This is a genomic window from Nocardiopsis deserti (assembly GCF_008638355.1).
Lineage (GTDB): Bacteria > Actinomycetota > Actinomycetes > Streptosporangiales > Streptosporangiaceae > Nocardiopsis > Nocardiopsis alborubida.
The window spans coordinates 26,274-47,703 of sequence record NZ_ML703348.1 but is presented as its reverse complement, the minus strand read 5'-3'; the positions used below and the strand labels follow the sequence as shown (position 1 = coordinate 47,703).

General features: G+C 72.5%; 14 protein-coding genes and 2 tRNA genes. 12 read left to right on the top strand and 4 right to left on the bottom strand.

Annotated elements, in window-relative coordinates; genetic code table 11:
- The first annotated feature begins 12 nt into the window (after positions 1-12).
- From arfA to mmsB, 4 genes are all read left to right on the top strand, one after another.
- Positions 13-1,536, top strand: coding sequence for an arabinosylfuranosidase ArfA (gene arfA, locus FYW99_RS03100; RefSeq protein ID WP_150250009.1), 1,524 nt, complete (start codon positions 13-15; stop codon positions 1,534-1,536).
- 68 nt (positions 1,537-1,604) lie between these two features.
- Positions 1,605-2,699, top strand: coding sequence for a multiple monosaccharide ABC transporter substrate-binding protein (gene chvE / locus FYW99_RS03095; RefSeq protein WP_150250006.1), 1,095 nt, complete (start codon positions 1,605-1,607; stop codon positions 2,697-2,699).
- Positions 2,696-4,276, top strand: a complete 1,581-nt coding sequence (locus tag FYW99_RS03090) for a sugar ABC transporter ATP-binding protein (protein WP_150250004.1) — start codon at positions 2,696-2,698, stop codon at positions 4,274-4,276. Before chvE ends, FYW99_RS03090 begins: the two co-directional genes overlap by 4 nt.
- Positions 4,273-5,571 (top strand): multiple monosaccharide ABC transporter permease, encoded by a 1,299-nt coding sequence (mmsB, locus tag FYW99_RS03085; protein ID WP_150250001.1) that lies wholly within the window; start codon positions 4,273-4,275, stop codon positions 5,569-5,571. The genes FYW99_RS03090 and mmsB overlap by 4 nt, the downstream gene beginning before the upstream one ends.
- A gap of 43 nt (positions 5,572-5,614) precedes the next feature.
- On the opposite strand, the gene FYW99_RS03080 is transcribed toward mmsB, so the two are convergent.
- Positions 5,615-7,276 (bottom strand): VWA domain-containing protein, encoded by a 1,662-nt coding sequence (locus FYW99_RS03080; RefSeq protein ID WP_150250686.1) that lies wholly within the window; start codon positions 7,274-7,276, stop codon positions 5,615-5,617.
- A 33-nt stretch (positions 7,277-7,309) separates the two neighbouring features.
- Positions 7,310-8,482, bottom strand: coding sequence for a hypothetical protein (locus FYW99_RS03075; protein ID WP_150249998.1), 1,173 nt, complete (start codon positions 8,480-8,482; stop codon positions 7,310-7,312).
- Positions 8,483-8,738: 256 nt separating this feature from the next.
- On the opposite strand from FYW99_RS03075, the gene dnaG reads away from it, so the two are divergent.
- The 5 genes from dnaG to FYW99_RS03050 all read left to right on the top strand — a co-directional run bounded on the left by dnaG (position 8,739) and on the right by FYW99_RS03050 (position 17,807).
- Positions 8,739-10,610: a DNA primase gene (gene dnaG / locus FYW99_RS03070; RefSeq protein ID WP_150249995.1), complete on the top strand. Its 1,872-nt coding sequence runs from the start codon at positions 8,739-8,741 to the stop codon at positions 10,608-10,610.
- A gap of 119 nt (positions 10,611-10,729) precedes the next feature.
- The gene (rpoD, locus tag FYW99_RS03065) at positions 10,730-11,824 is read left to right on the top strand and encodes an RNA polymerase sigma factor RpoD (protein WP_150250684.1); all 1,095 of its coding nucleotides are present in this window, start codon (positions 10,730-10,732) and stop codon (positions 11,822-11,824) included.
- 268 nt (positions 11,825-12,092) lie between these two features.
- Positions 12,093-13,412, top strand: a complete 1,320-nt coding sequence (locus tag FYW99_RS03060) for a glycoside hydrolase family 18 protein (protein WP_190394532.1) — start codon at positions 12,093-12,095, stop codon at positions 13,410-13,412.
- A 155-nt stretch (positions 13,413-13,567) separates the two neighbouring features.
- Positions 13,568-16,621: an FAD-binding and (Fe-S)-binding domain-containing protein gene (locus FYW99_RS03055; RefSeq protein WP_150249992.1), complete on the top strand. Its 3,054-nt coding sequence runs from the start codon at positions 13,568-13,570 to the stop codon at positions 16,619-16,621.
- A gap of 304 nt (positions 16,622-16,925) precedes the next feature.
- The gene (locus tag FYW99_RS03050; protein WP_150249989.1) at positions 16,926-17,807 is read left to right on the top strand and encodes an endo alpha-1,4 polygalactosaminidase; all 882 of its coding nucleotides are present in this window, start codon (positions 16,926-16,928) and stop codon (positions 17,805-17,807) included.
- A 79-nt stretch (positions 17,808-17,886) separates the two neighbouring features.
- On the opposite strand, the gene FYW99_RS03045 is transcribed toward FYW99_RS03050, so the two are convergent.
- Both FYW99_RS03045 and FYW99_RS03040 read right to left on the bottom strand, forming a co-directional pair.
- Positions 17,887-18,408 carry a hypothetical protein gene (locus tag FYW99_RS03045; protein ID WP_150249986.1) on the bottom strand — a complete coding sequence of 174 codons (522 nt, stop codon included), beginning with the start codon at positions 18,406-18,408 and terminating at the stop codon, positions 17,887-17,889.
- A complete protein-coding gene (locus FYW99_RS03040) occupies positions 18,408-18,749 on the bottom strand; it encodes a hypothetical protein (protein WP_150249983.1) in 342 nt (113 codons plus the stop codon). The genes FYW99_RS03045 and FYW99_RS03040 overlap by 1 nt, the downstream gene beginning before the upstream one ends.
- 155 nt (positions 18,750-18,904) lie before the next feature.
- Between FYW99_RS03040 and FYW99_RS03035 the strand changes: the two genes are divergently transcribed.
- From FYW99_RS03035 to FYW99_RS03025, 3 genes are all read left to right on the top strand, one after another.
- A tRNA-Asn gene (locus FYW99_RS03035) sits at positions 18,905-18,977 on the top strand.
- A 182-nt stretch (positions 18,978-19,159) separates the two neighbouring features.
- Positions 19,160-19,232, top strand: a tRNA-Asn gene (locus tag FYW99_RS03030).
- A gap of 539 nt (positions 19,233-19,771) precedes the next feature.
- Positions 19,772-21,394, top strand: a complete 1,623-nt coding sequence (locus FYW99_RS03025; RefSeq protein WP_150249980.1) for a glucuronyl esterase domain-containing protein — start codon at positions 19,772-19,774, stop codon at positions 21,392-21,394.
- Positions 21,395-21,430: the final 36 nt, after the last annotated feature.

Sequence of the window (21,430 nt, the reverse complement as noted above, 5' to 3'; positions counted from 1 at the left end):
CAAGGAGAACGCATGCTCCGAGCCTCCGTCACCGCCGATAAGGACCACTGGGTCTCCCCCGTGCACCGCCGCGTCTTCGGCTCGTTCGTCGAGCACATGGGCCGATGCGTCTACACCGGCATCTACGAACCCGGGCACCCGACAGCCGACGCCGACGGCTTCCGCCGCGACGTCGCCGACCTGGTCCGCGAACTGGGCGTGACCACCGTGCGCTACCCCGGCGGAAACTTCGTGTCCGGGTACCGCTGGGAGGACGGCGTCGGCCCCAGGGACCGCCGACCGGTCCGCCGCGACCTGGCCTGGCACAGCATCGAGACCAACCAGTTCGGCCTCGACGAGTTCGCCGCCTGGTGCCGCGGCCTGGACATCGAACCGATGATGGCGGTCAACCTCGGCACCCGCGGCCTGGCCGAGGCCCTGGACCTGCTGGAGTACTGCAACCACCCCGGCGGCACCTTCCTGTCCGACCAGCGCGCCGCCAACGGGCACCCCGATCCGCACGGCATCCGCATGTGGTGCCTGGGCAACGAGATGGACGGTCCCTGGCAGATCGGCCACCTCGACGCGCGCTCCTACGGACGCAAGGCCGGGCAGGTGGCGCGCGCCATGAGGATGGCCGACCGCGACCTCGAACTGGTCGTCTGCGGCAGCTCCGGATCGGCCATGTCCACCTTCGGCCAGTGGGAGGCCACCGTCCTGGAGGAGACCTACGACGCGGTGGACCACATCTCGCTGCACGCCTACTACGAGGAGCGCGACGGGGACCTGGCCGACTTCCTCGGCTCGACAACGGACATGGACCACTTCATCGACTCCGTCGTCTCCACCGCCGACGCCGTCGGCGCGCGCCTGCGCGACCCCAAACGCATCCAGCTCTCCTTCGACGAGTGGAACGTGTGGTACCTGAGCCGCCACCAGGCCCTGGCCGCCGCGCAGCCCGCCGACGACTGGCAGGTGGCGCCCCGCGTCATCGAGGACCGTTACAACGTCGCCGACGCCGTCGTCGTGGGCAACATGCTCATCAGCCTGCTCCGGCACGGTGACCGGGTCACCGCCGCCAGCCAGGCCCAGCTCGCCAACGTCATCGCACCGATCATGACCGAGCCCGGCGGCCCCGCGTGGCGCCAGACCATCTTCCACCCCTTCTCCCTGACCGCGCGGGCCGCCCGCGGCCGGGTGCTGCACACCGGCGTCACGGCGCCCCGGTACACGACCGCCAGCCACGGCGAGATCCCGATCCTGGACGCCGTCGTCACCTTCGACGAGCGGGAGGGCACCGCGTCGCTGTTCGCGGTCAACCGCTCCACCGACCAGCCCCTCGCCCTCGACGCCGACCTGCGCGGCCTGGCCCCGACGGCCGTCATCGGCGCCCGGACCCTCAGCGACGACGACCCCTACGCCTCCAACACCATGGACGCCCCCGACCGGGTCGTCCCGCGACCGGCCGGGGACGTGACCCTGGACGGCGGCAGGCTCTCCGCGGTCCTGCCCCCCGTGTCCTGGTCCGTCATCACCGTCTCGACCGACCGGAAATGACCGACCGGAACTGACCGGACCCCTCCGGTGCGCGCCCGCATCCGGACAACGCCCAGAAAGGCGAACGCATGACCCCCCACTCCCGACGCACACCCCTTCTGGCAGCCGCGCTGTGCGGCACACTCCTGCTCACCGCCTGCGGAGGCGTCGGCGACGCCGCGCGGCCCGAGGGCGACGCCGGCGTCGTCGGCATCGCCATGCCCACCCAGTCCTCGGAGCGCTGGATCAACGACGGCGAGAACATGGTCGCCGAGTTCGAGGCCCGCGGCTTCGGCACCGACCTCCAGTACGGCGAGGACGTCGTGGAGGACCAGGTCGCCCAGATCGAGAACATGATCACCCGCGGCGCCGACGTCCTGGTCATCGCCTCCATCGACGGCGAGGCCCTCGGCGACGTGCTCGACATGGCCGCCTCCAGCGACATCCCCGTCATCGCCTACGACCGCCTCATCCTCGGCAGCGAGCACGTCGACTACTACGCCACCTTCGACAACTTCCAGGTCGGCGTCCTCCAGGGCCAGTACATCGCGGACTCCCTCGACCTGGAGAACGAGGAGGGGCCCTTCAACATCGAGCTGTTCGGCGGATCACCCAACGACAACAACTCCTCCTACTTCCTCGACGGGGCGATGTCGGTGCTCCAGCCCCACATCGACGACGGCCGCCTCGTCGTCCGCAGCGACCAGACCTCCATGGAGCAGATCGCCACCCAGGAGTGGTCCGGCGCCGTCGCCCAGGACCGCATGGACAACCTGCTCAGCGCCCACTACTCCGACGAGGAGGTGCACGCGGTCCTGTCGCCCTACGACGGCATCAGCCTCGGCGTGATCGAGTCCCTGCGCGCCGGTGGGTACGGCACCGCGGACCGGCCGCTGCCGGTCATCACCGGACAGGACGCCGAGGCCGCCTCGGTCCGGTCCATCATCGCCGGGGAGCAGACCCAGACCGTCTTCAAGGACATCCGGACCCTGGCGACCCAGACCGTGGACATGGTCGAGGCCGTGGTGCAGGGCGAGGAGGTCCCGGTCAACGACACCGAGAGCTACGACAACGGGGTCAAGGTCGTCCCCTCCTACCTGCTGGAGCCCGTCTCGGTTGACGCCGACAACTACCACGAGGTCCTGGTCGACAGCGGCTACTACGAGGAGTCCGAGCTCGAATGAGACAGGACCAGACGCGGTCCGCCCCCCGGGGCGGACCGCTCCTGACGATGCGCGACATCCGCAAGGACTTCCCCGGGGTGCGGGCCCTGGACGGGGTGTCGCTGAGCGTCGGCCACGGCCGCGTCCACGCCCTGATGGGGGAGAACGGCGCGGGCAAGTCGACGCTGATGAAGGTGCTCAGCGGGGTCCACCCCACGGGCTCCCACAGCGGCGAGATCCTCATGGACGGGCAGCCCTGCGCCTTCTCCGGCGTGGCCGACAGCGAGCGCGCGGGCATCGCCATCATCCACCAGGAACTCGCCCTCATCCCGCAGCTGTCCATCAGCGAGAACGTCTTCCTCGGCCACGAGCAGGCCCGGTACGGCGTCCTGGACTGGGGCGCCACCCACGCCCGGGCCCGCGAGCTCCTGCGCAGGGTCGGACTGGACGAGAACCCGGCCACGCCCGTCGCGGCGCTGAGCGTGGGCGCCAGACAGCTCGTGGAGATCGCCAAGGCCCTGGCCAAACGGGTGCGGCTGCTCATCCTGGACGAGCCCACCTCCGCGCTGAACGAGGCGGAGAGCACCCGGCTGCTCGAACTCCTCCTGGACCTGCGCGACCAGGGCGTCACGTGCATCCTCATCTCGCACAAGCTCGGCGAGGTGGTGCGCGTCTGCGACGAGGTCACCATCCTGCGCGACGGCCGCGCCATCGAGACCCTCGCCGTGGAGCGCGACGCCGACGGGACCCCCTCGGTCGACGAGGACCGCATCATCCGCGGGATGGTCGGCCGCGCACTGGACCAGCGCCACCCCCCGCGCACCGGCGAGATCGGCCGGGTGCGCTTCGAGGTCCGGGACTGGACGGTGGACCACCCCACCCAGGCCGGACGGCGCGTGGTGGACGGGGTCGGCCTGACCCTGCGCGCCGGGGAGGTCGTGGGCATGGCCGGCCTCATGGGCGCCGGGCGCACCGAGTTCGCGATGAGCCTCTTCGGCCGCTCCTACGGACGCCACGTCCGCGGCACCCTGCTCAAGGACGGCGTCGAACTCGCGACCGCCAGCGTCGCCGACGCCATCCGCGGCGGCCTCGCCTACGTGCCCGAGGACCGCAAGTCCCTCGGCCTGATCCTCGACGACGACATCCGCCACAACACCACGCTGGCGGCCCTGGACCGCGTGTCCGCGCGCGGTGTCCTCGACCCCGGGCTGGAGACGGTGGAGGCCGCCCGGATGAGCGAGAGCATGCGGGTCAGGAGCCAGGGCACCACCCAGACCGTGCGCACCCTCAGCGGCGGCAACCAGCAGAAGGTCGTCCTGGGCAAGTGGATGTTCACCCGGCCCGAACTGCTGATCCTCGACGAGCCCACCCGCGGCATCGACGTCGGCGCCAAGTACGAGATCTACCTGATCGTCCGCCGCCTCGCCGCGGAGGGCGCCTGCGTGCTGCTGATCTCCTCCGAACTCCCCGAGATCCTCGGCATGTGCGACCGGGTCTACACGATGTGCGAGGGGCGCATCACCGGAGAGGTCCCCGGGGAGGGGGCCGACCAGGAAACCCTCATGAGACTGATGACGCGAACCGGGGGACACCCGTGAAAGAGCCCACCGCAACCTCCCGACTCTCCCGGCTCGGCGGCGCGCTGACCCGCGGGAACTCCCGCCAGTACGGCATGGCCGCCGCCCTGGTGGCCATCATCGTGCTGTTCCAGATCCTCACCGGGGGCCTGCTCCTCACCCCGCTCAACGTCACCAACCTGATCATGCAGAACTCCTACATCCTGATCCTGGCGATCGGGATGATGCTGGTCATCGTCACCGGCCACATCGACCTCTCGGTCGGCTCGGTGGTGGCCTTCACCGGCGCGGTGTCGGCGATCATGCTGACCGCCTGGGGGCTGCCCACGGTCGTGGTCGTGCCCGTGGCCCTGCTGCTCGGCGCGCTCATCGGCGCCTGGCAGGGCTTCTGGGTGGCCTACGTGCGCGTTCCGGCGTTCATCGTCACCCTCGCCGGGATGCTCGTCTTCCGCGGCGCGACCCTGGCCGTCCTGGGAGGGGAGTCCGTGGCTCCGCTGCCGCCCTCCCTGCGCAACATCGCCAGCGGGTTCCTGCCCTGGCAGGCCGGGGACGGCCTGCACCTGCCCACCCTGCTGCTGGGCGCGGCGGGGGCCGCCGCCCTGGTGTGGATCCAGTGGCGCTCGCGCGCCCGCTCGCTCGGGCACGGGCTCCCGGTCCAGTCCGCGCCGGCCACCGCCGCCTCCTCGGCCGTGATCGTCGCCGCCATCCTGGCGTTCACCTACGTGCTCGCCGACTACAACGGGCTGCCCGTCGTGGGCGTGCTGCTCGTCGCGCTCATCGCCGGGTACTCGTTCGTCATGCGCTCCACGACCATGGGCAGGCGGGTCTACGCCGTCGGCGGCAGCGAGCAGGCCGCCGCGCTGTCGGGGATCCGCACCCAGCGCACCACGTTCTGGGTGTTCGTCAACATGGGCGTGCTCTCGGCGCTGGCAGGGCTCGTCTTCACCGCCCGGCTCAACGCCGCCACGACCGGTGCCGGGACCATGTTCGAACTCGACGCCATCGCCGCGGCCTTCATCGGCGGCGCCTCCGCCTCCGGGGGCGTGGGCACCGTCGTCGGAGCCGTCATCGGCGCCCTGGTCATGGGCGTGCTCAACAACGGCATGTCCCTGATCGGCCTGGGCGTGGACTGGCAGCAGCTCATCAAGGGACTGGTGCTGCTCCTGGCGGTCGCCTTCGACATCTACAACAAGCGCCGTGTCAGCGCCGGGCCCGTCACCGTCTCCGTCCCCCCGTCCTCCTCCGGGCCCCGACGGGACGGGGGCGGGGCCCAGGGTCCGCCGCCCACGGCGGACCGGGCACGGACCTCCTCCTGAGACAGGTCCTCCTGAGACGGGCCCCTCCGGGGGGTCCGGGGTACTACTGATAGCCCCGGATCTCCCGGAAGACCTGCTCCAGGTCCTGCTCACGGGCGTCGAACACCCGGCCGCCCGTCAGCTCCGCCAGCTCGGTCATCTCCGGCACGTCCGACTCCCCGAACAGCACCGTGAACACCGGCACACGCGCCACCGTGTCCGACCGCGCCGCCAGCGACTCCCGGAAGCCCTCCAGCCCGGTACCCCGGTTCACCTCGCCGTCGGTCATCAGCACCACCGACATCAGGGGTTCGTCGTCCGTACGGGCTCCCTCCTCCAGCAGCCTGTACGCCCGCACCAGGGCGTCGTAGGCGGCCGTGTCGCCCTCGGCCTCCAGCCCCTCCACCGCCGCGGACAGGTCCGCGTTGACCTCGTCCACCGAACCCGTCTCCACCACGAAGGTCAGCGGGTCGGCGGGCTGGGTGGCGAAGGGCAGCAGCGTCACCACCTCCCGCTCCTGGAAGGTCTGCGTGCTCTGTGCCAGGGAACCGCCGTCCGCGCCGGTCAGCGCGCCCAGGGCCGACTGGAGTTCGGCGAGCCGGTCGCCCTCCATCGACCCCGACACGTCCAGCACGTACACGGTGCGCGCCGGACGGCGCAGTGAGGCCGAGTAGTCCGCCACCAGGCCGTCCACGACCGCCCGGCTCGCCGGGAACGGCAGTTCCACCAGCGAGGGCACCGGCGGGGACAGCTCGGCCCCGGCCGTGACCGGGCGCCGCCATGTCCGGTCGGCGATCTGCTGCTGGGTCCCCTCCGACGTCAGGTCCTCCACCAGCCGCTCGTACCCGTCCAGCGTCTGCTCGGAGGGGTCCGACAGCAGCGTCAGCGGGTAGTCGGCCGTCACCACGCCGTCGGCCGGGTACACGACCGTCAGGGGCTCCTCCAGCACACCGGAGGCGTTCAGCGACAGGATCACCGACTCGTAGTTGACCAGCCCGTCCACCGGCCTGTCGCCCTCCGCGCGCCGCACGAACGCGTCCGTGAGCCACCCCGACGACCCCGCCGTCACCTCCTGGCCCGCGAAGAACTCCGCCAGATCGGGCCCCACCCGTTCCACGTCCTCCGACCGCAGCGCCGCGCCCGTGTCGGCCATCGCCGAGGCCACCCCGATCAGCGCGGAGAAGCCCGAGTTGGAGGCGCCCGGGTTGGTCATCCCGTAGGTGAAGTCCTCCTCCGCGACCGCCCGGTGCACGTCCGACCAGGTCACCTCCGCGCCCTCGTCCCACCCCAGCTCCCGCGCGCGGTCGGCGGCCACGCCCAGCACCACCGGGGAGATCATGACCGGCGTCTCCACGTGCACCGCCGACCGGCCCTCGCCGTCCAGGTTGAGGTAGCGGTTGGAGGCGAACCACACCGCGTCGTACTCCCCGCCCTCGCCCTGCCGGTCACCCGCGGCGATCCGGGCCATGCCGTCCAGTGTGCCGGTGTACTCCAGCTCCACCGCCACCCCGGTGCGCTCCCCGACCTCCTCCAGCAGCGGCTCCAGGTCGGCGATCTCGCTCCCGGCCAGGATCCGCAGCGTCACGTCCGCGTCCGACCCCGGGGCGGAGCAGCCCGTCGCCGCCAGGGCCGCCGCGAGCACCGCAGCGCACGCGCCGCTGATCCCGCGCCCCCTGCGGACCCCGCTGGCCCCGCGGCCCCTCCCGGTCCCCGTTCCAGCCGCCATCGCCGTCCCGCCTCCGTGTCCGCCCGTCATGCCCTAGCTCCCGCCCCCGGCGCCCCCGTCGCGTACCGACGCGTCGGGGGCGGGCGGGCGCATCCCGTTGCTGGTGTAGGAGTCCTCGATCCCCGTCAGCAGGGTCTCCAGGACCTCGTAGGTGGGCGTGTTCACCACGTCTCCCACCCGGACGCGCACCGGCAGCCCGTGCTCGGCCGCCAGGTCCTCGAACTGGGTGCCGCCCTCGGTGCGGAACCCGTGCGCCGCGGCCAGCTCCTGGAGCCGCGCGTCCTCGGCGAGGAGACGGCCGACCGCGTCGCCCGCCTCCGTGAACGGCACGACGGTGTGCACCGCGTACACGGTCGGCCCCGGGTAGAGCACCACCGCGTCGTCGGCGAGCGCGGGCCCGTTGACCATCGCGTTCACGTACTGCGCCTCGTAGGCCCACAGCAGCGGCGTGTGCCCCGCCCCCAGGTCGCGGTACTGGTCGAAGGGCTGCTGGGAGGACTCCGGCGGCTGGCCCTGGGCGAGGAACAGGCGCGACAGCGTCCCGGTGAGCTCCTCGTCCACCGCGCCCGGCGCGACCACCTCCTCACCGTTGAGCAGGTAGGACAGGGCCGCCACGTGCATCGCCGCCGAGTTGGAGGTGCGCGGGTCGGTGGTGCGCACCAGCACCTCGTTGCGGTTGCTGGAACTGACCGCGTCCCCGGGCAGGTCCCGCCAGCGGGTGCGCTCCTCGGTCAGCTCCAGGTAGGCGGCCAGGTCCAGCGACCACGTGCCGTCCTCGGCCTGTTCGGCGACCCCGGCGCCCTCCAGGGCGTCCACCATCGGCTGGTAGCTCAGCAGGACCATCGGGGTGCTGAAGGGGCGGTACTCGGTGGAGATCCCGTGCCGCTCGCGCACGTGCTCGGAGGCCGGGCCCGAGCCGGGGGAGACGAAGTCGGCTCCCCCGGCGTCCTCGGCCATCAGGCGCGAGCCCCGGGGGCGCACCCGCACCTCGTACCCGAGTTCGGCGAAGCGCTCCACGACCCGCTCGTCCTCGAACAGCTCCACCTTCTCCGAGCCGACCACGCCCTCCACGAGGGCCGTGCCGCCGCCGGTCAGGCGGTTGACCACGACGAAGCCGAGCGCCACGGCCAGGGCCACCGCGAGGACCGAGGCGACCACGACGAACCAGAAAGCGCCGCGGCCGGACGTGTGGGGGAGTCCGCGCACCTGTGCCGAGCCTCCTCGGGGAGCCGATCATCGGGGGGAGCCCGATGGTCCCAGGGTCCACCGGCGCGGAGACGGCCGGCAGATGGCCGCCCGGTGGCGCGACGGGGAAACCCGGGCGCTGGCGCCGTCGCGGCACGGGGTAAGGACCCTCGCCGTGCGGGTGCGGGCGGGACCGCCGCGCGGGTGCGGGGGTTGGCTCGGGGAGGGCCTGTGCACGGCGGTCACGGCGTCGGCGGGGCGAACTACCCTGGAGACCGTGGCAGGCCGGATCAGAGACGAAGACATCGCCCTCGTACGCGAGCGCGCGCCCATCGCCGACGTGATCGGCGAGTACCTCCAGCTCCGCAACGCCGGGGGCGGGTCGCTCAAGGGCCTGTGCCCCTTCCACGACGAGAAGTCCCCCTCCTTCAACGTCACCCCCTCCAAAAATCTCTGGTATTGCTTCGGTTGCGGAGAGGGCGGGGACACCATCTCCTTCCTCCAGAGGATCGACAGCCTCAGCTTCACCGAGGCCGTCGAGACGCTCGCCCGCCAGGTCGGCATCACCCTGCGCTACGAGGAGGGCGGCCGCAGCTCCGCCAGGCACGACACGGGCAAGCGCCAGCGCATGCTCGACGCCCACCGCGCCGCCGCCGAGTTCTACGCCGAGCAGCTCCTCTCCCCGGGCGCGGTCACCGCCCGGCGCTTCCTGGACGAGCGCGGGTTCAACCGCACGCACGCAGAGCACTTCGGCCTCGGCTACGCCCCCGCCGGATGGGAGAACCTCACCGCGCACCTGCGCCGCAAGGGCTTCACCGACGCCGAGCTCGTCGAGGGCGGTCTGGCCAGCCAGGGGCGGCGCGGCGCCTACGACCGCTTCCGCAACCGGCTGCTGTGGCCCATCCGCGAGGTCACCGGCGAGGTGGTCGGCTTCGGCGCCCGCAAGCTCGACCCCGAGGAGGACGGGCCCAAGTACCTCAACTCCCCCGAGAGCCCGGTCTTCCACAAGGGGCGGCTGCTGTACGGGCTCGACCTGGCCAAGCGCAACATCGCCCGGGAGGGCAAGGCGGTCATCGTCGAGGGCTACACCGACGTCATGGCCTGCCACCTCGCAGGGGAGGACACCGCCGTGGCCACCTGCGGCACCTCCTTCGGCGAGGACCACGTCAAGATCCTGCGCCGCATGCTGCTGGGCCGCACCAACCAGAGCGGCAAGGTCGTGTTCACCTTCGACGGCGACAAGGCGGGCCAGAAGGCTGCCGTGCGCGCCTTCGCGGAGGAGCACGGGTTCGCCTCCGAGACCTTCGTCGCCGTGCAGCCCGACGGGCTCGACCCCTGCGACCTGCGCCTCCAGCACGGGCCGCAGGCCGTGGTCGACCTCGTCAAGGACGCCGCCCCGCTGTACGAGTTCATGATCCGCAACGTCATGGAGAGCTACGACCTGTCCACCCCCGAGGGCAGGATGGCCGCCCTGGACGCCGCCGCCCCGGTGGTCGCCAGCATCCGCGACGAGGGCGTGCGCCGCGACTACGGCAGGAACCTCGACCGCTGGATCGGCATCCTGGACGAGGCCTTCGTGCTGCGCCGGGTCAACCAGCACATGCGCGGCGCCCGGGGCCGCGGACCCGGTCCGCGGACGGCCCCCGCGCGGCCCGTGCCCACTCCGGACGCGCAGGAGGCCCCCTACAACGTGGGCGACCCCTCCGTGCAGCGCGAGCGCCAAGCGCTCAAGATCGCCCTGCAGTTCCCCTCGCTGGCCGTGGGCTTCGACGCGTTCACCGAGGAGGACTTCACCGTTCCCCAGCACAGGGCCGTGCTCAAGCTCATCACCGCCGCGGGCGGGGTGGCCGCCGCGCACGACCCCGCCGCATGGGTGAACGGCCTGCGCGAAGCCGCCCCCAATGACACGCAGCGTGATTTTCTCACCCGTTTGGTGGTGGAACAGCTGGAGTTCTACGGAGAACTCGACGAACATTACGCCCGACAAATACTGGGCACAATCAAGACTCATTCCATCAACCGGCGCGAGTCAAACCTGAGATCGGAACTGTCCCGTCTGGAGGGAACTCCCCAGGTGGAGGAACAACAGCGGCTGCTGACCGAACTCATGGCGCTCCAACAGCAAAAACGCGCTCTCCAGGAGATGTGACGGGGCGGTATGTAGCACCGGGGTGACAATAGTAGTTCTCCCTTCCGAGGTACCCGAAAGGGCACAATGGGCGGGTGGCTCCAACAGTTGTGACCAACGAAACTCCGTCCATTCGACAGGTGGTCCGGCTGCTCCCCGACACGGGGTCGGTCAGCCGCGGCGAGGTCGCCTCGGCCCTGGACCGGCTGGACGCGCCCCCGGACTACCTGGACCAGGCGGTCGCCCACCTCGCCCGGATCGGCGTGGAGGTCTCGGGCCCCGACGACACCGCCCCCGAGGACACCGGCCCCGTCTCCGACGGCGGCAGGCGCTCCGGGTCGGACCTGGTCCGCCTCTACCTGCGCGAGATCGGCCGGGTGCCGCTGCTGAGCGCCGAGCAGGAGGTCGAACTGGCCAAGGCGATCGAGGTCGGCCTCTACGCGCAGCACTGCGCGCCCGACGAGGGCGTGCGCACCGCGGAGGAGCTGGCCTGCCTGGTCGAGGAGGGGCGGCGGGCGAAGAGGCGCCTGATCGAGGCCAACCTGCGCCTCGTGGTGTCCATCGCCAAGAGGTACATGGGCCGCGGCCTGCTCCTGCTCGACCTGGTCCAGGAGGGCAACCTCGGCCTGATCCGGGCCGTCGAGAAGTTCGACTACCGCAAGGGCTTCAAGTTCTCCACCTACGCGACGTGGTGGATCCGCCAGGCCATCACGCGGGCGATCGCCGACCAGGCGCGCACGATCCGCATCCCCGTGCACATGGTCGAGACGATCAACAAGATCGTCCGGGTCCAGCACCAGCTGCACCAGCAGCTCGGACGAGAGCCCAGCGTCGAGGAGGTCTCCTCGGCAGCCGGGTTCGTCGGCCAGCGCGTCCTGGAGATCCAGCGGATCGCCCGGGAGCCCGTCTCGCTCCAGTCGCCGATCGGCGAGGAGGAGTCCGACTTCGGCGACTTCATCGAGGACGCCGACGCGGTCGCCCCGGTCGAGGCGGCGGCCTTCACCGTCCTCCAGGAGCAGCTGGGGGCCATCCTCGGCGGTCTCTCCGACCGCGAGCGGCGCATCATCCGGCTGCGCTTCGGGATGGCCGACGGCCACCCGCACACGCTGGAGGAGGTGGGGCGCGAGTTCGGGGTGACCCGTGAGCGCATCCGCCAGATCGAGGCCAAGACCCTGGCCAAGCTCCGCCACCCCTCAAGGGCGGGGAGCCTGCGCGACTTCATCCGCGCGGACTGAGGGCATCCGCCGGTGGGCGCTGAGTCCGGTCCGGCCGGAACCGTTACCGGTGTGGCTCCCGTGTTCTGAACTGCGATGATCTTGTACTTGTAGCGAGGATCGGTGCTCCAACCTCGCTACAAGTACAAGATCACGGCGAACGGGTCGGCGGTCACCCCCAACGCGTGGGCCGCTCCCAGGGTTCCCGTCCGGCGGACGGTCGGCCTGATGTGGCCGACCTGGTGTCGACTCGCCGCATCCACCGGGTCCGGCGTCTAACGTCGTAGGAGTGAGAGCCACGCCAGCCCCGCCGGGCGACGCACCGCCCCCGCGGCGCCGCCCCCTGCTCGCTCTGGGGGCGGTCGTGGCCGCCGCGGTGCTGATCACGGGGGTGTTCGTGACCGCGACCGGAAGGAACCCCGAGAGGCTCGGGTACTTCGCCGACTGGAACGTGGCCAACCGCGGCTACACCGTCAAGGAGCTGGAGGACAGCGGAGCCCCCGAGCACCTGACCCGCCTGATGTGGGCGTTCGGTGACATCAGCGCCGAGGGCCTGTGCCACATCCCGGGCACCCACGACCAGCCCTGGGAGCTGTACCAGCGCCGCTACGACGCGGACCAGAGCGTCAGCGGGCAGGCCGACGAGTACGAGCAGGAGCTCGCGGGCAGCCTCAACCAGCTGCGCCAGCTCCAGGAGAGGCACCCCCACCTGAGGGCCAGCCTGTCACTGGGCGGCTGGAACTGGTCCACGCACTTCTCCACCGCGGCCCGCACCCCCGAGTCCCGGGAGGCCTTCGTGTCCTCCTGCCTGGACCTGTGGCTGCGCGGCGACCTGCCGGTGTTCGAGGGTGAGCCGCAGGGCGGCGACGGGGCGGCCGCCGGGATCTTCGACGGCATCGACCTGGACTGGGAGTGGCCCGGGGGAGCGGGTCACCCGGACAACGTGGAGCACCCCGACGACGCGGCCAACTTCACCCTCCTGGTGGCCGAGTTCCGCCGCCAGATGGACGCGCTGTCCCGTGAGACCGGCGAGGAGTACGTCCTGTCCGCGTCGCTGCCCGGCGGGGCCGCGGCCAGCGAGGCCTACGACGCGCGGGTCTTCGAGCACCTGGACTTCGCCACCGTGCAGGGCTACGACTTCGCCGGTCCGTGGAGCGAGCTGACCGCCTACCACTCCAACCTGTACTCCTCCGACGCCGACGCCAACAGCGTCGACCGGGCCGTGCGGCGCTACGCGGACCTGGGCGCGCCCCCGGGCCGGCTCGTGGTGGGCGTTCCGGCCTTCGGCCGCGGCTGGCAGCTGGAGGACCCCTCCGAACCCGGGCCGGGGCAACCGGTCGCCGGGCCCGCGGAGGACCGCTACGACGGCCCGACCATGGCCTTCTCCGAGCTCCAGGAGATCGAGGGTCCCCGCGCCCTGGACGAGGAGGCGGGCGCCCACTGGGTCCTGGACGGCGACGAGTGGTGGACCTACGACAGCCCCGAGGTGATCCGCCTCAAGGGCGAGTACGTGCTCGAACAGGGGCTGGGCGGGCTCATGGTGTGGAACCTGGACATGGACCCCCGCGGTGAGCTGGTGCGGGCCATGGACGAGTCCCTCGGGGGCTGAGTCCCCGGGCGTCAGGCGCGGACACCGGTCCCGGGAAGGAGTCCGGACACCGGGCCCGCGGCGGTCCGGACAGCGGACCTGGGAGGGGCGGGTGCCCGGCTCCGGGCAGCGCGGCACGCTTGCGGCGCCGCGGCCGCAGCCGCCACGCTGGCACCATGGCCGACCCGCACAGCAGCACCACAGCCCGAACCGACGTCGCCGCCCTGCGCCGCGACCTGGAGAGCCGCGTCCGGGGCACGGTCGCCTTCGACGCGGGGACACGCGCCCTCTACACCTCCGACGCCTCCAACTACCGCCGGGTCCCGCTCGCCGTGGTGGTCCCCGAGACCGTCGAGGACTGCGTGGCGGCCGTCCGCGCCTGCGCCGAGCACGGGGTGGCGATCGTCCCCCGGGGCGGCGGCACCTCCATCGCGGGCAACGCCGTCGGCACCGGCGTCGTCATCGACACCTCCCGCCACCTGCGCGCCATCGAGGGCATCGACCCCGTGGCGCGCACCGCCACCGTGCAGCCCGGCGTCATCCTCGACGACCTGCGCCGCGCCGCCGCCGAGTACGGGCTCACCTTCGCCCCCGACCCCTCCACCCACAGCCGCTGCACCGTGGGCGGAATGGTCGGCAACAACGCCTGCGGCTCCCACTCGGTCGCCTGGGGCACCACCGCCGACAACATCGTCTCCCTCGACGTGCTGCTCAGCGACGGGACCCGGCTCACCGTCGGCTCCAGCGATGGCGAGGAGGAGCACCGCGCCCTGGCCGCGCGCCCCGGACGCGAGGGCCGGATCCACGCCGCCCTCGCCCGCCTCGTGGACGCCCACCGCGCCGAGCTGCGCACCGCGATGCCCGACTTCCGCCGCCGCGTGTCCGGCTACTCCCTGGACCGCCTGCTGCCGGAGAAGGGCCGCGACGTCGCCGCCGCCCTCGTGGGCACCGAGGGCACCTGCGTGTTCGTCCTCGGCGCCACCGTGCGCCTGGTCGAGTCGCCGCCCGCCCGCGCCCTGGCCGTCCTCGGCTATCCCGACGCCCCCGCGGCCGCCGACGCCGTCCCCGACCTGCTCGGCCACCGCCCGCTCACCGTCGAGGGCATCAACCACCGCATGGTCGCCTCCCTGGACAGGTTCGGCTCCGGCTCGCGCGTACCGCTGCCCGAGGGCGGTGCCTGGCTCCTGGTGGAGGTCGCCGGGAAGGACCCCGCGGACGCCGCCGACGCCGCGGAGGGCATGCTCGCCGCCCTGCCGGGCACATCCTGTCCCAGCGACGCCCTCGTCGTCTCCGACCCCGCCCACCAGAAGGCGCTCTGGCGCATCCGGGAGGAGGGCGCAGGGCTCACCCAGCGCACGCCCTCGGGGGCCGAGGCCTGGTCGGGCTGGGAGGACGCCGCGGTGCCGCCCGAGAACCTGGGCGACTACCTGCGCGACTTCGAGGCGCTCATGGAGCGCCACGGCCGCTTCGGCGTGGTCTACGGCCACTTCGGTGACGGCTGCCTGCACGTGCGCATCGACTTCGAGCTCACCACCGAGCGGGGCCGCCGCGAGTACCGGGAGTTCATGGAGGAGGCCGCCGACACCGTGGTCCGGCACGGCGGCTCCCTGTCGGGCGAGCACGGCGACGGCCAGGCGCGCTCGGAGCTCCTGGCCCGCATGTACCCGGCCTCCCTCGTCCGCGCCTTCGGCGAGTTCAAGAGGATCTGGGACCCCGCGGGCCTCATGAACCCCGGCATCATCGTCGACCCGCTGCCCCTGGACGCCGATGTCCGGGTGGCCGCCGTCCCCAGCCCCTCCAGCCCCGGTCCCTCCGTCCCCGGGCCTCCCACCGCATCCCACAGTCCCCGAACGGCGCCTCCGGAGCGGTCCGGCCCGGTGCTGCCGCTGCTCTCGCGGGCCGAACTGGCCTACCGCGAGGACGACGGCGACCTCGCCAAGGCGCTGCGTCGCTGCTCCGGGGTGGGCAAGTGCCGCCGCCAGGAGGGGCCGGGCGTCATGTGTCCCAGCTACCAGGTCACCCAGGAGGAGAAGCACTCCACCCGCGGCCGCGCCCACCTGCTGTTCGAGATGGCCAGCGGCGACGTCATCACCGACGGCTGGCGCTCGGAGGAGGTGCGCGAGAGCCTGGACCTGTGCCTGTCCTGCAAGGGCTGCCTGAGCGACTGCCCGGTCAACGTGGACATGGCCTCCTACAAGGCCGAGTTCCTGCACCAGCACTACCGGGGCAGGGTGCGCCCGGCCGCCCACTACTCCATGGGCTGGCTGCCCCTCTGGGCGCGCCTGGCCTCGCTCGCCCCGGCCGAGGCCAACCGCGCCACCCGGCTGCCGGGAGTGTCGCGCCTGGCCAAGAGGGTCGCGGGGGTGGCCGCCCAGCGCGACCTGCCCTCGTTCTCCCGCACCACCTTCACCCGCGCGTTCCGGCGCCGCGCCGCGCGCGGGCAGGCCCGTGCCGGCGGACCGAGGGTGGTGCTGTGGCCGGACACCTTCGGCAACCACCTCAACCCGAACGTGCCCGCGGCCGCCGTGCGCGTGCTGGAGGACGCCGGGTTCACCGTGGTGCTGCCCCGGGGACAGGTGTGCTGCGGTCTGACGTGGGTGTCCACCGGACAGCTGGACACCGCCCGCGCGGTGATGCGCCGAGCGGTGCGGGCGCTGGAGCCGCTGGTGGAGGAGGGGCTGCCCGTGGTGGGCCTGGAGCCCAGCTGCACCGCCGCGCTGCGCCACGACCTGGTCGAGCTGCTCCCGGGAGAGCGGAGCGAGCGGGTGGCCGCGTCCGTGCACACGCTCGCGGGCTTCCTCAACGAGTACGCGCCCGACTGGCGGCCGCCCCGGATCGCGGCCTCGGCCCTGGCGCAGGTGCACTGCCACCAGCACGCGGTGATCGGCTTCGACGCCGACCGCGAGCTGATCGCCCGCGCGGGGATCGACGGCGAGGTGCTGGACTCGGGCTGCTGCGGACTGGCGGGCGACTTCGGGTTCACCGAGGGCCACTACGAGGTGTCCGCGGCCATCGGCGAGCGCGAACTGCTGCCCCGGGTGCGCGGTGCCTCCCCGGACACGCTGGTGCTGGCCGACGGCTACAGCTGCCGCACCCAGATCGAACAGGGGGCGGGCCGCCGGGCGCTGCACCTGGCCGAGGTGCTGGCGCGGGGGCTGGCGGAACGCGACGCGCAGGGGATGGCGGCCCGCGACGCTCGGGAGCCCGCCGGGCGATCCGACCGCGTGTGACTCCTGTCGTCTCCTGGGAAGCATGTGAACCTGCCGACATCCCCGGGGGGTTCCCGCAGTTCCGGGCCACCCCGGGGACGCGGCCGGTCGGTGGCCGAGAGACCGAGCCTTTCGCCGGACCGCGGCCGTGGCTAGGGTGACCGTGCGTTCCGGCGCGGGCCGCGCCCGTGACCCCCGCCGCGTCCCGCGGACCGGGCCCCGCACCGGGCGCGGGCACTTACCGTAGGCGTCGTCCCGCCCGCGCGGCGGGACCGCCGACCACCAGGCGGCAGGCCACCCCACCGCCGCAGAACGGGGTTCCTCCATGTCCACACCCACCGGGCTCCGCGCCGCCGCCGTCGGCCTGACGGCGCTCCTGGCCGCAGGCTGTGCGAGCCAGGGCGGCGGCGAACTCGCCTCCTCCACCGCGGACACCTCGGACACCGCCTCCGAGGCGGCCGCGGCCGCCTTCGACGGCTTCCCCGAGGGCACGTTCGACTACCAGCTCGGCGCCTCCTACGCCCCGCCCCCGGGCGTCGGCACGGTGGTGCGCGACTCCACCTCCGAGCCGGCGGAGGGGATGTACTCCGTCTGCTACGTCAACGGCTTCCAGACCCAGCCCGGCGACCTGGAGTGGTGGCTCGAGGAGCACCCGGACCTGATCCTGCGCGACGCCTCGGGCGAGCCCGTCGTCGACGGGGACTGGCCCGACGAGCGCCTCCTGGACACCTCCACCGAGGACAAGCGCTCCGACATCGCCGACATCCTCGCCGAGACCGTCTCCGCCTGCGCGGACAAGGGCTTCGACGCGGTCGAGTTCGACAACCTGGACTCGGACCTGCGCTCCCAGGGCCTGCTCACGGTCGACGACAACCTCGCGCTGGCCGCCGAGCTGGTCGGGCTCACACACGGACACGGCATGGCCGCGGGCCAGAAGAACTCCGCCGAGGTCACCGAGCGCGCCAGGGAGGAGGTCGGTTTCGACTTCGCGATGACGGAGGAGTGCGCGGTGTGGAACGAGTGCGAGGCCTACACCGACGTCTACGGTGACGCCGTCCTGGCGGTGGAGTACCCCGAGGCACTGGAGGAGGAGGGGATGACCTTCGAGGAGGCCTGCGCGGCTCCGGGCGCGCCCTCCCGGATGATCCTGCGTGACCTGGACCTGGTCGGCCCCGACCACGGGGACTACCTCTTCGAGGCCTGCTGACCGCTTCCGGCCACCCGGTGCCGGGCGCGCGGAACCCCCCGAGCCGCCCGGCACCGGTCGGGCGCTGGGAAGTACCTCCTCACACGCCCATCTGGTCGTGGAGGGCGTCCAGGGCGCGGGAGACGGCGCCGGGCAGGCGCGGGTCCCGCTGGTCCACCCCCTCACCCAGGTGGATGCGCCAGGCCACGTCGGCGCCGCCGGGCGGCCGCCGCGCCACCAGGCGAAAGCCCGTGGAGGAGTCCGCGCCGGGGAAGGGCACGAAGCGGTTGACCAGGATGGTCGCGGTGACCCGCTCGGAGACGGTCTCGGCCAGGCGGCGGTAGTCCACGCCGTCGGAGCCCGGGTCTGAGCGCAGCCGTACCGTGTGCTCGCCCGTGCCCTCCTCCAGGAAGGTGAAGGTGTCGGGGCTCCAGCTGGCCCGGTCGATGTCCTGCCAGGGCACCGCGCGCCCGTCGGGCAGGTGCAGGGCCCGCGTGGTGGCGGCCAGGACGGGCGCCGCCTCCCCGGCCGGGGAGGCGACGGGCGCGTGGGCCAGCACGCGCTCGCCCCGCTCCAGCCGGGCTCGCAGCGCCGCTGGCACACCCCTGGAGAACAGGGCCACTAGCGGTTCCCGCCGTTGCCGGGGGAGCCGTTGTCCTCCGGAGGCTGGGTGCCGTTGGACCTGTGGCTCTCCCACTCGACGAGCTCGATCTCCTCGTCGGTGGGCCGCGCGAGGAAGTCGCGCACGGACGTGACCGGCATCTTGTCCACGGCCTTGTCGTAGACGGTGCGGCCCGCGTTGCTGACCTGGGCGCCGACCAGGCCGGCGACCTCCTGGACGACCGGGCTGTCGGCCACCTTGCGCGCGGTGCGCGCGAGCTGCTCGTAGCGGGCCCTGCCCGCCCGTGCTCCCAGGACGTAACCGATGGCGAGTCCGGCGGCGAACGTGATCCGGTAACGCATGGTCTACCTCTTCACCCTTTGGAGACGATCGGCGTGATCCGTGCTCGACGTTACCTCGTCGCGACTCCGCCACACATGCCGACACCGGTCACGAGCACTCCGCGGGGACGCTACGCTTGATGTGTCGCCACGGCCCGGCCGTGGGACGGATGCCATCCCGCGTAGCTCAATCGGCAGAGCAGCCGGCTGTTAACCGGCAGGTTATTGGTTCGAGTCCAATCGCGGGAGCACCATGAGGGCCCGTCGGAAGCATCCGGCGGGCCCTCGGCCTTGCGGGCGGCTGTTCGGGTGAGCGGCTGTTCGGGTGGTCGGAGCCGCTGCGGGAGGCGAGAACCCGTCGCGAGCACCCTCCGGAAGGCGCTAGGCTAAGGGATGTCGCCGAGCCCCCGGGGCTCGGGGAGCCAGTGCGATCCCGCGTAGCTCAATCGGCAGAGCAGCCGGCTGTTAACCGGCAGGTTATTGGTTCGAGTCCAATCGCGGGAGCAGCAGGGACAGGGTCCTTCCCCACCAGGGGAGGGGCCCTGTCGTCGTTGTGTCCGACCCGCTTCTCCGCAGAAGAGGTCCCTGGCGGCTTCCGAGGGCGGCTCCCCCGGCTCTTTCCCGGGTTGGTTGTCTCCGTGCGCTCGCGGCCCTGAACTCCCCAAGACCCCACCTGTCCCGACTGCCTCGCACACTCGCGCTTGCGGCCCTCAGCTGCCCGGCGCCCCCTCCGTCCCGGCTGTCTCACGCGATCGCGCGTCCGCGCTTCGCTTCCGAAAGTATTCCGGAAAACTTCCGTTACTCCACTGGAAAATGGCCGAAATTTCTTCCTACCATGGAGGCTCGCACCGCTGGTTCCGGCCCGCGCCCCCACCCTCCACCGGAAGTCCGGATGCGGCTCCCGGCCGCCGCACGCGCGGCGGCGCCCCCGGCGGGCCGGACCGGCACACCCCCCGTCTGGTGCGCACCGGCGGGTACGCGGCCCGACGCCATCCGGCGGGGGCCGCTCCGGCCGATCGCGCGCCCTCCCTCCGGAGGTCCTCATGCGCTTCCACCGCCACCGATCCCGGGTGTGGGCGGCCACGGCCCTCGTGGCCGCGGCCAGCCTGGCCACCACCCTCGTTGCGCCGACCGGCGCCGCCGCGCAGGTCGAACCCGCCACCGAGCACGACGGCGCCGACTGCGCGGTGCCCGACCCCGGCCCCTCGGCCGCCGACCCCCTGCTTCCCGACCCCTTCACCAGCCTGGACGGCACCCGCGTCTCCACCCGGGAGGAGTGGGAGTGCCGCCGGGCGGAGATCCACGAACTGGCGGAGAGCTCCGTCTACGGGGAGAAACCCGCACCCCCCGACAGCGTCACGGGCACGGTCACCTCGTCCGGCATCACCGTGAACGTGACGGACCAGGGCCGCAGTACCAGCTTCTCGGCGTCGGTGGACCTGCCGAGCGGTTCCGGACCCTTCCCGGCCGTCATCGTCTACGGCGGGTTCGGGGCGGACACGGCCACCATCAACGCCGCGGGCGCCGCCGTCATCAGTTACGACCCCTTCGCGGTCGGGGCCGAGGGCACCTCGCGAGGCAACAAACAGGGCGCGTTCTACGACATCTACGGCTCCTCCAGCGGCACGGGGCTGCTCATGGCCTGGGCCTGGGGCGCGAGCCGCATCATCGACGTCGTCGAGCAGTCGGGCGGCAGCGTCCTCCAGGCGGACGCGACCGGCGTCACCGGGTGCTCGCGCTACGGCAAGGGCGCCCTCGTGGCGGGCGCGTTCGACCAGCGCATCGACCTGACCATGCCGATCGAGTCGGGCACCGGCGGCGTCCCCGTCCTCCGCGGGGTCGCCCAGGAGAGCGGAGCCCAGCCCCTGAGCAGCGCCTACGGCGAGCAGCCGTGGCTGGGTGACGCCTTCGGCTCCCACACGGGCAACCCGAGCACGCTGCCGGTGGACACGCACCAGATCCTGGGCATGATCGCGCCGCGCGGGCTGTTCGTCATGGAGAACCCCCACATCGACTGGCTGGGAGCCCGGTCCGGGAGCGTGGCGGCCCTGGGCGGAGCGCAGGTCTACCAGGCGCTCGGCGCCCAGGACAACATCAGCTACTGGTCCGACGTCCAGGACGGCACCCACTGCGCCACCAGGCCCGAGTGGCGTGCCCCGCTGCGGCAGAGCATCGAGACGTTCCTGCACGGGACGGGCGAGGCCCCCGGCGTGTTCCGGGTCGCGCCCGGCAGGTCCGGCGACCTGTCCGAGTGGAGGGACTGGCAGACTCCGGCCCTGACCGACGGCGGCGGTGGTGACGGTGGTGGCGGTGATGACGGCGGCGGTGACGACGGCGGTGGCGGTGATGACGGCGGCACGGACGGCGCCTGCACGGCCAGCTACCGGACGGTCAACAGCTGGTCCGGCGGTTTCCAGGGCGAGGTGTCGGTCCGCAACGACGGCGCCAGCGCGCTCGACGGCTGGAGCGTCGGTATGACCCTGGCCCCCGGGCAGTCCGTGGGCAACCTCTGGAACGGGGTGAACACCGGCACCAGCGGAGCCGTCACGGTGCGCAACACCCCCTGGAACGGCGCCATCGCGGCCGACGGCGCCGTCACCTTCGGCTTCGTCGCCACCGGAGACTCCTCCGCGGCACCCAGCGGTATCAGCTGCACCAGCCCCTGATCCCTCCCGCACTCCGACGAGACTCCGCCCCGGCGC

Excerpts from the sequence above, each read along its gene's own strand:
- FYW99_RS03040 (WP_150249983.1), bottom strand. The coding sequence starts at position 18,749 with ATGCGTTACCGGATCACGTTCGCCGCCGGACTCGCCATCGGTTACGTC.
- FYW99_RS03055 (WP_150249992.1), top strand. The coding sequence starts at position 13,568 with ATGGCCGACCCGCACAGCAGCACCACAGCCCGAACCGACGTCGCCGCC.
- arfA (WP_150250009.1), top strand. The coding sequence starts at position 13 with ATGCTCCGAGCCTCCGTCACCGCCGATAAGGACCACTGGGTCTCCCCC.
- FYW99_RS03080 (WP_150250686.1), bottom strand. The coding sequence starts at position 7,276 with ATGGCGGCTGGAACGGGGACCGGGAGGGGCCGCGGGGCCAGCGGGGTC.
- FYW99_RS03090 (WP_150250004.1), top strand. The coding sequence starts at position 2,696 with ATGAGACAGGACCAGACGCGGTCCGCCCCCCGGGGCGGACCGCTCCTG.
- FYW99_RS03050 (WP_150249989.1), top strand. The coding sequence starts at position 16,926 with ATGTCCACACCCACCGGGCTCCGCGCCGCCGCCGTCGGCCTGACGGCG.
- chvE (WP_150250006.1), top strand. The coding sequence starts at position 1,605 with ATGACCCCCCACTCCCGACGCACACCCCTTCTGGCAGCCGCGCTGTGC.
- FYW99_RS03025 (WP_150249980.1), top strand. The coding sequence starts at position 19,772 with ATGCGCTTCCACCGCCACCGATCCCGGGTGTGGGCGGCCACGGCCCTC.